This window comes from Hydrogenophaga sp. R2 (assembly GCF_049843595.1).
GTDB lineage: Bacteria > Pseudomonadota > Gammaproteobacteria > Burkholderiales > Burkholderiaceae_C > Hydrogenophaga.
On sequence record NZ_JBBHZN010000005.1, the window covers coordinates 1 to 13,111 of the forward strand.

Consider the following 13,111-nt stretch of genomic DNA (forward strand, 5'->3'; position numbering starts at 1 on the left):
GGGCGACAACGTGTCGATCACCGTCAAGCTGATCGCCCCGATCGCCATGGAAGAGGGCCTGCGCTTTGCCATCCGCGAAGGCGGCCGTACCGTCGGCGCCGGCGTCGTGGCCAAGATCATCGAGTAATTGCCGCCCGCAAGGGGCATCCGGCCAGTAGGGGTATAGCTCAATTGGCAGAGCGTCGGTCTCCAAAACCGAAGGTTGTAGGTTCGATTCCTACTGCCCCTGCCACCTGACGGTGACCACGCGAAACACAGGTTTCGCGCCACCTTCAAGTGGTTCAACAAGCCCACCGAAGTCCTGCGGACCTCTGGTGGGCTTGCGTGTCTCAAGGTTGGACCTTTCCGGCACGCCGAGCGCCTCACATTTTCTGGATCCACATGGCCACTTCCGAAGTTCAAACCGTACAGTCCGGCGCCGACAAGGCCAAGGTGGCTGCGGCCGTCGCCCTGCTGCTGGCGGGTTTCGTCGGCTTCTACCTGCTGGCCGGTCAGGCGACCTGGGTGCGCTGGATCGCCATGCTGGCCGGCGTGATCGCTGCCGTGGTGGTGTTCGGCGTGTCCGAGCCGGGTCGCCAGCTGGTGGCATTCGGTCGCGATTCGTGGCGCGAGGTCAAGAAGGTGGTCTGGCCGGCCCGCAAGGAAGCCATGCAGATGACCGCGTACGTGTTCGCGTTCGTGGTGGTCATGGCCCTGTTCCTGTGGCTGACCGACAAGACCCTGGAGTGGGTGTTCTACGACCTGATCCTGGGCTGGAGAAAATGATGACCGAACAACAGAGCCCCGTGACGCCCACCGAGGGCATGCGCTGGTACGTGGTGCATGCCTATTCGGGCATGGAGAAGGCCGCCGAACGCAACATCATCGAGCGCATCAACCGCGCCGGCATGCAGGACAAGTTCGGCCGCATCCTCGTCCCCACCGAAGAGGTGGTCGAGATGAAGAACGGCCAGAAGCGCACCACCGAACGCAAGTTCTTCCCCGGCTATGTGCTGGTGGAAATGGTGATGGACGACGACACCTGGCACCTGGTGAAGCACACCAACAAGGTGACCGGTTTCGTGGGCGGTGCCAAGAACCGCCCCGCGCCCATCTCCGAGGAAGACGTCCAGAAGATCGTCAACCAGATGCAGGAAGGCACCGACAAGCCCCGCCACAAGGTGGAGTTCGTGGTCGGCGAGTATGTCCGCGTCAAGGAAGGCCCGTTCACCGACTTCAACGGCACCGTTGAAGAGGTGAACTACGAGAAGAACAAGATGCGCGTGTCGGTGACCATCTTCGGTCGCGCCACGCCGGTCGAACTCGAATTCAGCCAGGTCGAGAAGACCTGATCGTTGCTGCCGCAGGCGGGTCGACCCGGCGCCTGCGGCTGATCTTTTTCCGGGTTTCAACCGCGAGGAGGCTGCCGCAGGGCAGCCGTCTGCACTCGCAGGAGCATCAACATGGCGAAGAAAATCGTCGGCTTCATCAAGCTGCAAGTGCCAGCTGGCAAAGCCAACCCCTCTCCCCCGATCGGTCCGGCGCTGGGTCAGCGCGGCCTGAACATCATGGAGTTCTGCAAGGCGTTCAACGCCCAGACCCAGGGCGTCGAGCCCGGTCTGCCGCTGCCGGTGGTGATCACCGCGTTCGCGGACAAGAGCTTCACCTTCATCATCAAGACCCCGCCGGCGACGACCCTCATCAAGAAGGCCATCAAGCTGGACAAGGGTTCGCCGGTGGCGAACAAGCAGAAGGTCGGCAAGATCACCCGGGCCCAGCTCGAGGAAATCGCCAAGACCAAGATGAAGGACATGACCGCTGCCGATCTGGACGCCGCCGTGCGCACGATCGCCGGTTCGGCCCGTTCGATGGGCGTGATTGTGGAGGGCGTGTGAGATGGCCAAGCTGACCAAGAAACAGAAAGCCTTCGAAGGCAAGGTCGACAGCAACAAGCTGTACCCGCTGAGCGACGCCCTGGCCATCGTCAAGGAATGCGCCAATGCCAAGTTCGATGAATCCATCGACGTGGCCATCCAGCTCGGCGTGGACGCCAAGAAGTCCGACCAGGTGGTGCGTGGCGCCGTCGTGATGCCCAACGGCACCGGCAAGACCAAGCGCGTGGCCGTGTTCGCCCAGGGCGCCAAGGCCGAAGAGGCCAAGGCCGCTGGCGCCGACGTGGTCGGCATGGACGACCTGGCCGCCGACGTGAAGGCCGGCAAGATGGACTTCGACGTGGTGATCGCCTCGCCGGACGCCATGCGCATCGTGGGTACCCTGGGTCAGATCCTGGGCCCGCGCGGCCTGATGCCCAACCCCAAGGTCGGTACCGTCACCCCCGACGTGGCCACTGCCGTGAAGAACGCCAAGGCCGGTCAGGTGCAGTTCCGCGTCGACAAGGCCGGCATCGTGCACGGCACCATCGGCCGCCGTTCGTTCGACGCCGACAAGCTGCAGGGCAACCTGGCTGCGCTGATCGATGCACTGAACAAGGCCAAGCCGGCCACCAGCAAGGGCGTGTACCTGCGCAAGGTGGCTGTGTCCTCGACCATGGGCGTGGGCGTTCGCGTCGACACCCAGACCATCTCGGCGTGATCGCCTGAGAAGGTGAACGAATTCGGGTCCTTCGGGATCCGGGTGTGGTGGGCCCCGGGGCGGCGCAAGCTGTCTGGGGGGCCATCCAAGACCGTTGGTGCTGGCGTGAGCCGGCTTAATTGTGAAATGCCAACGCAGATGGCGATCCCGCTGCAGATGGAATCGGTTGATTTCTGAACACAGTTGGTCGCTGCAACGAGGCGTGTGTCGGGCATCCGTCCGGCACACATTGAAGGAGTAGACCTTGAGTCTGAATCGCAGTGAGAAAGAAGCGGTCATTTCCGAAGTGACCAGCCTCGCCGCAAAAGCTCAAACGCTCGTGATCGCGGAGTACCGCGGCATCACGGTGGCGTCCATGGACAAACTGCGCGTGACCGCCCGCAGCAATGGTGTGAGCCTGAGTGTTCTGAAGAACACCCTGGCCCGCCGTGCAGTGGCCGGCAGCCCGTTTGAAGTGGCCGCCGACCAGATGACCGGCCCGCTCGTCTATGGCTTCTCCGAAGACGCTGTGGCCGCCGCCAAGGTGGTGGCCGAGTTCGCGAAAACCAACGACAAGCTGGTGATCCGCGCAGGCGTTTACGGTGGCAAGGTCCTGGACGTCAACGGCGTCAAGCAACTGGCCAGCATCCCCTCCAAGGAAGTGCTGCTGTCCCAGCTGTGTGGCTTGCTCAAGTCGCCGATCTCCCGCACCGCTGTGGTGCTGGGCGCTCTGGCGGCCAAAAAAGGCGAAGGCGCTGCCGCACCGGCAGCCGAGGCGGCTGCTGCCTGATCGGCGCGGCACGTTCCCCAACCCATTGTTTTAGGAAATCAAAATGGCATTCGATAAAGACGCATTTCTGACGGCTCTCGACAGCATGACCGTCATGGAACTCAACGACCTGGTGAAAGCCATCGAAGAGAAGTTCGGCGTGTCCGCCGCCGCCATGGCCGCTCCGGCCGCCGGTGGTGCTGCTGGCGGTGGCGCTGCCGCCGCTGAAGAGAAGACCGAGTTCAACGTCGTCCTGACCGACGCCGGCGCCAACAAGGTGTCCGTCATCAAGGCCGTGCGCGAGATCACCGGTCTGGGTCTGAAGGAAGCCAAGGACCTGGTCGACGGCGCCCCGAAGAACGTGAAGGAAGGCATTGCCAAGGCCGACGCCGAAGCTGCCGTGAAGAAGCTGGTGGAAGCCGGCGCCAAGGCCGAGCTGAAGTAATTCGGTTCCCGGCAGGGGCTGGAGTGCCTGAAAGGGCCTCCAGCCTTTGGTGCTTTCAGGACACCGATAAGCTGGTTCCCCGGAGCCGCCTTATCCGTGTCTTCTGACCCCGACTGCAGAAGACCACTTGGTTCGGGCCCGCGTGCAACGCGCGGGCCGTCCGCCAACGGCAGGTAGTGGCCTGCCGCCAAGAACGCCGCCGCGTGCCCCGCGCACGGTCGTGCCGACAGTCGCCGAAGACCTCAAGCCCGGAGATCTCATGGCCACCGCATCGAAATACTCATACACCGAACGCAAGCGCATCCGAAAGAGCTTCGGCACGCGCGAAAACGTGCTGACGATCCCCTACCTGCTGCAGATGCAGAAGGATGCCTACACCGCCTTCCTGCAGGCCGACGTGGCACCCAAGCAGCGCACCAACGAGGGTCTTCAGGCCGCCTTCCAGGCCGCCTTCCCGATCGTCTCGCACAACGGCTTCGTGGAGATGAAGTTCGTCGAATACAACCTGGCCAAGCCGGCGTTCGACGTGCGCGAGTGCCAGACCCGCGGCCTGACCTTTGCCTCGGCCGTGCGCGCCCGCGTGCAGCTGATCATCTATGACCGCGAGTCCTCGACCGCGCAGTCCAAGGTGGTCAAGGAAGTCAAGGAGCAGGAGGTCTACATGGGCGAAGTGCCCCTGATGACCGACAAGGGCTCCTTCATCATCAACGGCACCGAGCGCGTGATCGTGTCCCAGCTGCACCGCTCGCCGGGCGTGTTCTTCGAACACGACAAGGGCAAGACGCACAGCTCGGGCAAGCTGCTGTTCTCGGCCCGCATCATCCCCTACCGCGGTTCCTGGCTGGACTTCGAATTCGACCCGAAGGACGTGCTGTTCTTCCGCGTCGACCGCCGCCGCAAGATGCCGGTGACCATCCTGCTCAAGGCCATCGGCCTGACGCCGGAAACCATCCTGGCCAACTTCTTCGTCAACGACCACTTCCGCCTGATGGACAGCGGCGCCCAGATGGCCTTCGTGGCCGAGCGCCTGCGCGGCGAGGTGGCCCGTTTCGACATCACCGACAAGTCGGGCAAGGTGGTGGTGGCCAAGGACAAGCGCATCACCGCGCGCCACACCCGTGAGCTGGAGCAGTCCGGCACCACCCACATCAGCGTGCCGGAAGACTTCCTGATCGGCCGCGTGGTGGCCAAGAACGTGGTCGACCCCGACACCGGCGAGATCATTGCCAAGGCCAACGACGAACTGACCGAAGCCCTGCTGAAGAAGCTGCGCTCGGCCGGCGTGCAGGACCTGCAGTGCATCTACACCAACGAACTCGACCAGGGTGCCTACATCAGCCAGACCCTGCGCATCGACGAGACGGTGGACGAGTTCGCTGCCCGCGTCGCCATCTACCGCATGATGCGCCCCGGCGAGCCGCCGACCGAAGACGCGGTGCAGGCCCTGTTCCATCGCCTGTTCTACAACCCGGACACCTACGACCTCTCCCGCGTGGGTCGCATGAAGTTCAACGCCCGCGTGGGCCGCGACGATCCCACCGGCCCGATGGTGCTGTCCAACGACGACATCCTGGCCGTGGTGAAGATCCTGGTGGATCTGCGCAACGGCCGTGGCGAGGTGGACGACATCGACCACCTGGGCAACCGCCGCGTGCGCTGCGTGGGCGAGCTGGCCGAGAACCAGTACCGCACCGGTCTGGCCCGTATCGAGAAGGCCGTGAAGGAGCGTCTGGGCCAGGCCGAGCAAGAGCCGCTGATGCCGCACGACCTGATCAACTCCAAGCCGATCTCTGCGGCGCTCAAGGAGTTCTTCGGCGCGTCCCAGCTGTCCCAGTTCATGGACCAGACCAACCCGCTGGCCGAGATCACCCACAAGCGCCGCGTGTCGGCCCTGGGCCCGGGCGGTCTGACCCGCGAGCGCGCCGGCTTCGAGGTGCGTGACGTGCACGTCACCCACTACGGCCGTGTGTGCCCGATCGAGACGCCGGAAGGCCCGAACATCGGTCTGATCAACTCGCTGGCCCTGTACGCCCGCCTCAACGAGTACGGCTTCATCGAGACGCCGTACCGCCGTGTGGTCGACAGCAAGGTGACCAACCAGATCGACTACCTGTCGGCCATCGAGGAAGGCAAGTACGTCATCGCCCAGGCCAACGCGGCCCTGGACGCCGACGGTCGCCTGACCGAAGAGCTGGTGTCGGCCCGCGAGAAGGGTGAATCCATCCTGACCTCGCCCGACACCATCCAGTACATGGACGTGTCGCCGGCGCAGATCGTGTCGGTGGCTGCATCGCTGGTGCCCTTCCTGGAGCACGACGACGCCAACCGCGCACTGATGGGCGCCAACATGTCGCGCCAGGCCGTGCCGGTGCTGCGTCCCGAGAAGCCGCTGGTGGGTACCGGCATCGAGCGCGTGGCCGCCATCGACTCCGGCACCGTGGTCACCGCCAAGCGCGGTGGCGTGGTGGACTACGTCGATGCGACCCGCATCGTGATCCGCGTGAACGACGCCGAGGCCGTGGCTGGCGAAGTGGGCGTGGACATCTACAACCTGATCAAGTACCAGCGTTCCAACCAGAACACCAACATCCACCAGCGTCCCATCGTCAAGAAAGGCGACGTGCTGGCCAAGGGTGACGTGATCGCCGACGGTGCCTCCACCGACCTGGGCGAGATCTCGATCGGCCAGAACATGCTGATCGCCTTCATGCCCTGGAACGGCTACAACTTCGAGGACTCGATCCTGATCAGCGAGCGCGTGGTGGCCGACGACCGCTACACCAGCATCCACATCGAGGAACTGGTGGTGATGGCCCGCGACACCAAGCTGGGCGCCGAAGAAATCACCCGCGACATCCCCAACCTGGCCGAGCAGCAGCTCAACCGCCTGGACGACAGCGGCATCATCTACGTGGGTGCCGAAGTGCTGCCGGGCGACGTGCTGGTGGGCAAGGTCACGCCCAAGGGCGAGACCACCCTCACGCCGGAAGAGAAGCTGCTGCGCGCCATCTTCGGCGAGAAGGCCTCCGACGTGAAGGACACCTCGCTGCGTGTGGACCAGGGTTCGCAGGGCACCGTGATCGATGTGCAGGTCTTCACCCGTGAAGGCATCCAGCGCGACAAGCGCGCCCAGCAGATCATCGACGACGAGCTCAAGCGCTTCCGCCTCGACCTGAACGACCAGCTGCGCATCGTCGAGGCCGATGCCTTCGACCGTATCGAGAAGCTGCTGACCGGCAAGGTCGCCAACGGCGGTCCGAAGAAGCTGTCCAAGGGCACGACCATCGACAAGGCCTATCTGGCCGACGTCGAGAAGTACCACTGGTTCGACATCCGTCCGGCCGACGAGAGCGTGGCTGCCCAGCTGGAGTCGATCAAGAACTCCATGGAGCAGACCCGCCACAGCTTCGACCTGGCCTTCGAAGAGAAGCGCAAGAAGCTCACCCAGGGTGACGAGCTGCCGGCTGGCGTGCTCAAGATGGTCAAGGTCTACCTGGCCGTCAAGCGCCGCCTGCAGCCCGGCGACAAGATGGCCGGCCGCCACGGCAACAAGGGTGTGGTGTCCAAGATCGTTCCGGTCGAGGACATGCCCTACATGGCCGACGGCACTCCTGCCGACATCGTGCTCAACCCGCTGGGCGTGCCTTCGCGCATGAACGTGGGTCAGGTGCTGGAAGTGCACCTGGGCTGGGCCGCCAAGGGCCTGGGCCAGCGCATCGGTGACCTGCTCCAGCAGGAAGCCAAGGCCGCCGAGATCCGCCAGTTCCTGGAGACCGTCTACAACCACGCCGGCAAGAAGGAAGACCTCTCGAACCTGTCGGACGCCGACGTGATCGAGATGGCCCAGAACCTGCAGACCGGCGTGCCGTTCGCCACCCCGGTGTTCGACGGTGCCTCGGAAGACGAGATCCGCGCCATGCTGAAGCTGGCCTATCCGGACGACATCGCCGAGCGCAAGGGCCTGACCGCCACCCGCACCCAGGCGCAGCTGTACGACGGCCGCACCGGCGACGCCTTCGAGCGCAAGACCACCGTGGGCTACATGCACTTCCTGAAGCTGCACCACCTGGTCGACGACAAGATGCACGCCCGTTCCACCGGCCCGTACTCCCTGGTCACCCAGCAGCCGCTGGGCGGCAAGGCGCAGTTCGGTGGTCAGCGTTTCGGCGAGATGGAGGTGTGGGCCCTGGAAGCCTACGGTGCCTCGTACATCCTGCAGGAAATGCTCACCGTCAAGTCGGACGACGTGCAGGGCCGCACCAAGGTGTACGAGTCCATCGTCAAGGGCGAGCACACCATCGACGCCGGCATGCCCGAGTCGTTCAACGTGCTGGTCAAGGAAATCCGTTCGCTCGGCATCGACATCGAGCTCGAGCGTTCGTGATTCACTGAAGAAAAGGAAACAGACCCATGAAATCCTTGCTCGACCTGTTCAAGCAGTTCACGCCCGACGAGCACTTCGATGCCATCCGCATCGGCCTGGCCTCGCCGGAAAAAATCCGTTCCTGGTCCTTCGGTGAAGTCAAGAAGCCCGAGACCATCAACTACCGCACCTTCAAGCCCGAGCGTGACGGCCTGTTCTGCGCCAAGATCTTCGGCCCCATCAAGGACTACGAGTGCCTGTGCGGCAAGTACAAGCGCCTGAAGCACCGTGGCGTGATCTGCGAGAAGTGCGGCGTTGAAGTCACCCAGACCAAGGTGCGCCGCGAGCGCATGGGCCACATCGACCTGGCCGCGCCCTGCGCCCACATCTGGTTCCTGAAGTCGCTGCCGTCGCGTCTGGGCCTGATCCTGGACATGACCCTGCGCGACATCGAGCGCGTGCTGTACTTCGAAGCCTATGTGGTGGTCGACCCGGGCATGACCCCGCTGAAGAAGTTCAGCATCATGTCGGAGGACGATTTCGACGCCAAGAAGCGCGAGTTCGGTGACGAGTTCGTGGCCAAGATGGGCGCCGAGGGCATCAAGGAGCTGCTGCAGAACATCGATCTGGACATCGAGATCGAGAAGCTGCGCAACGACCTGACCGGCTCCGAGCTCAAGATCAAGAAGAACGCCAAGCGCCTGAAGGTGCTGGAAGCCTTCAAGAAGTCGGGCATCAAGCCCGAGTGGATGGTGCTGGACGTGCTGCCCGTGCTGCCGCCGGACCTGCGTCCGCTGGTGCCCCTGGACGGCGGCCGCTTCGCCACTTCCGACCTCAACGACCTGTACCGCCGCGTCATCAACCGCAACAGCCGTCTGCGCCGCCTGCTCGAACTCAAGGCGCCGGAGATCATTGCGCGCAACGAGAAGCGCATGCTGCAGGAAGCCGTGGACAGCCTGCTGGACAACGGCCGCCGTGGCAAGGCCATGACGGGCGCCAACAAGCGCGCCCTGAAGTCGCTGGCCGACATGATCAAGGGCAAGAGCGGCCGCTTCCGCCAGAACCTGCTGGGCAAGCGCGTGGACTACTCGGGCCGTTCGGTCATCGTGGTGGGCCCGACCCTCAAGCTGCACCAGTGCGGCCTGCCCAAGCTGATGGCGCTGGAGCTGTTCAAGCCCTTCATCTTCTCGCGCCTGGAAGCCATGGGCATCGCCACCACCATCAAGGCGGCGAAGAAGGAAGTCGAAGCCGGCACGCCGGTGGTGTGGGACATCCTGGAAGAGGTCATCAAGGAGCACCCGGTCCTGCTGAACCGCGCTCCCACGCTGCACCGCCTGGGCATCCAGGCGTTCGAGCCCATCCTGATCGAAGGCAAGGCCATCCAGCTGCACCCGCTGGTCTGTGCCGCCTTCAACGCCGACTTCGACGGCGACCAGATGGCCGTTCACGTGCCGCTGTCGGTGGAAGCCCAGCTGGAAGCCCGCACCCTGATGCTGGCCTCCAACAACGTGCTGTTCCCCGCCAACGGCGAGCCCTCCATCGTGCCGTCGCAGGACGTGGTGCTGGGTCTGTACTACGCCACCCGCGAGCGCATCAACGGCAAGGGCGAAGGCATGATCTTTGCCGATCTGGCCGAGCTGCAGCGCGCGCTGGACAACGGCGTGGTCGAGATCACCGCCAAGATCGCGGTGCGCCTGACCCAGTGGACCAAGGACAAGGAGACCGGCGAGTTCGTGCCTCACACCTCCCTGGTGGACACCACCGTGGGTCGTGCCCTGCTGTCCGAGATCCTGCCCAAGGGCCTGCCGTTCGAGGTGCTGAACAAGGCACTGAAGAAGAAGGAAATCTCCAAGCTCATCAACATCTCCTTCCGCAAGTGCGGTCTGAAGGAGACGGTGGTGTTCGCCGACAAGCTGCTGCAGAACGGTTTCCGCCTGGCCACCCGCGCCGGCATCTCGATTGCGGTGGACGACATGCTGGTGCCCAAGGAAAAGGCCGGCGTGATCGAGCGCGCCGAAGCCGAGGTGAAGGAAATCGCCCAGCAGTACGCCTCGGGTCTGGTGACCGCCGGCGAGCGCTACAACAAGGTGGTGGACATCTGGGGCAAGGCCGGTGACGAGATCTCCAAGGTCATGATGGCCCAGCTGGCCAAGCAGAAGACCACCGATCGCCACGGCAAGGAAGTCGATCAGGAGTCGTTCAACTCCATCTACATGATGGCCGACTCCGGTGCCCGCGGTTCTGCGGCCCAGATCCGGCAGCTCGCCGGCATGCGCGGCCTGATGGCCAAGCCCGACGGCTCCATCATCGAGACCCCCATCACGGCGAACTTCCGTGAAGGTCTGAACGTGCTGCAGTACTTCATCTCCACGCACGGTGCCCGAAAGGGTCTGGCCGACACGGCGCTGAAGACCGCGAACTCCGGTTACCTGACCCGCCGTCTGGTGGACGTGACCCAGGATCTGGTGGTCAACCAGCACGACTGCGGTACCTCCAACGGCACGCTGATGCGCGCCATCGTCGAGGGCGGCGAGGTGATCGAATCGCTGCGGGACCGCGTGCTGGGCCGTGTGACCGCCGAAGAGGTGATCCACCCCGAGACCCGCAAGACCCTGGTGCCGGCCGGCGAGATGCTGGACGAAGACCTGCTGGACGAGCTGGAAGCCGCCGGTGTGGACGAGGTCAAGGTGCGCACCGCACTGACCTGCGAGACCCGCTTCGGCATCTGCGCCAAGTGCTATGGCCGCGACCTGGGCCGTGGCGGCCTGGTGAACATCGGTGAAGCCGTGGGCGTGATTGCAGCCCAGTCGATCGGCGAGCCGGGCACCCAGCTGACCATGCGCACCTTCCACATCGGTGGTGCGGCATCGCGTGCGGCCGTGGCCTCCAGCGTGGAAGCCAAGTCCAGCGGCGTGATCGGCTTCAACGCCACCATGCGCTACGTGTCCAACACCAAGGGCGAGCTGGTGGTGATTGCACGTTCGGGCGAGATCATCATCTCCGACGAGCATGGCCGTGAGCGCGAGCGTCACAAGGTGCCGTACGGCGCCATCCTGACCATCAAGCCCGACCAGTCCATCAAGGCCGGCACCATCCTGGCCAACTGGGACCCGCTGACCCGACCCATCATCACGGAATTCGCCGGTCAGGTGAAGTTCGAGAACGTGGAAGAGGGCCTGACCGTGGCCAAGCAGGTGGACGATGTCACCGGCCTGTCCACGCTGGTGGTGATCGATCCCAAGCGCCGTGGCGCCACCAAGGTGGTGCGCCCGCAGGTCAAGCTGGTGGATGCCAAGGGCCAGGAAGTGAAGATCCCCGGCACCGACCACTCGGTGACCATCGGCTTCCAGGTCGGCGCCCTGATCCAGGTGCGCGACGGTCAGGAAGTGGGCCCCGGCGAAGTGCTGGCCCGCATCCCGGTCGAAGGCCAGAAGACCCGCGACATCACCGGCGGCCTGCCGCGTGTGGCCGAGCTGTTCGAAGCCCGTTCGCCGAAGGACGCCGGCATCCTGGCCGAAATGACCGGTACCGTGTCGTTCGGCAAGGAGACCAAGGGCAAGATCCGCCTGCAGATCACCGATCCGGAAGGCAAGGTCTGGGAAGAGCTCATCCCCAAGGAAAAGAACATCCTGGTGCACGAAGGCCAGGTGGTCAACCGCGGCGAGAGCATCGTGGACGGTCCGGCCGATCCGCAGGACATCCTGCGCCTGCTGGGCATGGAAGAGCTGGCCCGCTACATCGTCGACGAGGTCCAGGACGTCTACCGCCTGCAGGGCGTGAAGATCAACGACAAGCACATCGAGGTGATCGTTCGCCAGATGCTGCGCCGTGTCGTGGTCGACAACGTGGGCGACTCGTCCTACATCGCCGGCGAGCAGGTCGAGCGTTCCGAGATCCTCAACACCAACGACGCCCTGCGCGCCGACGGCAAGATCCCGGCCACCTACAGCAACGTGCTGCTGGGCATCACCAAGGCCTCGCTGTCGACCGACTCGTTCATCTCGGCGGCTTCCTTCCAGGAAACCACCCGGGTGCTCACCGAGGCGGCCATCATGGGCAAGCGCGACGAGCTGCGTGGCCTGAAGGAAAACGTGATCGTGGGTCGCCTGATCCCGGCCGGTACCGGCATGGCCTACCACGAGGCCCGCAAGGTCAAGGAGAAGATGGACGACGAAGAGCGTCGTGCCATCGCCGAGGCCGACGCCCTGTCGCTGGCGGCCGATCAGGCCGACGCGTCCAGCGCCAGCGAGTCTGCCGAGTGATCGCCTGATCCGCTCGGACCGACAGAGCCCCCGGTCGAAAGGCCGGGGGCTTTTTTGCGCCCGGCGCTGCCACGCCCCTGCGCTATATTGGCCCGCACCTTGTCCACACCCTCCGGGAGTTGCCCATGTCGATCACCCAATGGATCCTGCTGGCCATCGGCCTCTTCGTGCTGTTCTGGGCAGTGGGCGCCTACAACCGTCTGGTCACCCTGAAGAACGCGATCGCCAACGCGTTCGGCCAGATCGATGTGCAGCTCAAGCGCCGGCACGACCTGATCCCCAACCTGGTCGAAGTGGCCCGCCAGTACCTGGTGCACGAATCGCAGACGCTGGAAGCCGTCATCGCCGCCCGCAACCAGGCCCGCAACGCCGAGCAGGCGGCTGCCGCTTCGCCCTTGAGCGCCCAGGCGCTGGCCGCGCTGGCCGGTGCCGAGCAGACCCTGGGTGCAGCCCTCTCGAAATTGATGGTGGTCGTCGAGGACTACCCCGAACTCAAGGCCGACCAGAACCTGCGCGACCTGAGCGAGGAACTGGCCAGCACCGAGAACCGCATCGGTTTTGCACGCCAGGCCTACAACGACCAGGTGCTGCAGTTCAACGACGCCGCCAGCCAGTTCCCCACCCTCATCGTGGCCCGCATCTTCGGCCTGCTGCCGCAGGCCATGCTGGCCTCCACCACCACCGAGGCCGAGCGCCAGCCGGTGAAGGTCCAGTTCTGAGCC

General features: G+C 64.5%; 9 protein-coding genes, 1 tRNA gene and 1 pseudogene. All 11 read left to right on the forward strand.

Annotation, left to right across the window (positions count from 1 at the left end; genetic code table 11):
* Positions 1–127, forward strand: a pseudogene (locus tag WD026_RS15140) (elongation factor Tu); the annotation flags it as partial.
* Positions 128–156: 29 nt separating this feature from the next.
* Positions 157–232 (forward strand) — tRNA-Trp (locus WD026_RS15145).
* Between the two features lie 149 nt (positions 233–381).
* Positions 382–765 (forward strand): preprotein translocase subunit SecE, encoded by a 384-nt coding sequence (gene secE / locus WD026_RS15150; RefSeq protein ID WP_425724500.1) that lies wholly within the window; start codon positions 382–384, stop codon positions 763–765.
* Complete coding sequence (gene nusG, locus WD026_RS15155) at positions 765–1,331, forward strand: transcription termination/antitermination protein NusG (protein ID WP_425724501.1); 567 nt, start codon at positions 765–767, stop codon at positions 1,329–1,331. Before secE ends, nusG begins: the two co-directional genes overlap by 1 nt.
* A gap of 111 nt (positions 1,332–1,442) precedes the next feature.
* Positions 1,443–1,874 carry a 50S ribosomal protein L11 gene (gene rplK, locus WD026_RS15160; protein ID WP_086121537.1) on the forward strand — a complete coding sequence of 144 codons (432 nt, stop codon included), beginning with the start codon at positions 1,443–1,445 and terminating at the stop codon, positions 1,872–1,874.
* A 1-nt stretch (position 1,875) separates the two neighbouring features.
* Positions 1,876–2,571 carry a 50S ribosomal protein L1 gene (gene rplA, locus WD026_RS15165; protein WP_425724502.1) on the forward strand — a complete coding sequence of 232 codons (696 nt, stop codon included), beginning with the start codon at positions 1,876–1,878 and terminating at the stop codon, positions 2,569–2,571.
* A 244-nt stretch (positions 2,572–2,815) separates the two neighbouring features.
* On the forward strand, positions 2,816–3,340 hold the full coding sequence (gene rplJ, locus WD026_RS15170) for a 50S ribosomal protein L10 (RefSeq protein ID WP_425724503.1): 525 nt from the start codon (positions 2,816–2,818) through the stop codon (positions 3,338–3,340).
* A gap of 43 nt (positions 3,341–3,383) precedes the next feature.
* Entirely contained in the window at positions 3,384–3,764 is a 381-nt protein-coding gene (rplL, locus tag WD026_RS15175; RefSeq protein ID WP_086121534.1) for a 50S ribosomal protein L7/L12, read from the forward strand.
* A gap of 259 nt (positions 3,765–4,023) precedes the next feature.
* The gene (gene rpoB / locus WD026_RS15180) at positions 4,024–8,148 is read left to right on the forward strand and encodes a DNA-directed RNA polymerase subunit beta (protein WP_425724504.1); all 4,125 of its coding nucleotides are present in this window, start codon (positions 4,024–4,026) and stop codon (positions 8,146–8,148) included.
* A gap of 26 nt (positions 8,149–8,174) precedes the next feature.
* Entirely contained in the window at positions 8,175–12,389 is a 4,215-nt protein-coding gene (gene rpoC / locus WD026_RS15185) for a DNA-directed RNA polymerase subunit beta' (protein WP_425724505.1), read from the forward strand.
* Between the two features lie 125 nt (positions 12,390–12,514).
* Positions 12,515–13,108, forward strand: a complete 594-nt coding sequence (locus WD026_RS15190) for a LemA family protein (RefSeq protein WP_425724506.1) — start codon at positions 12,515–12,517, stop codon at positions 13,106–13,108.
* Positions 13,109–13,111: the final 3 nt, after the last annotated feature.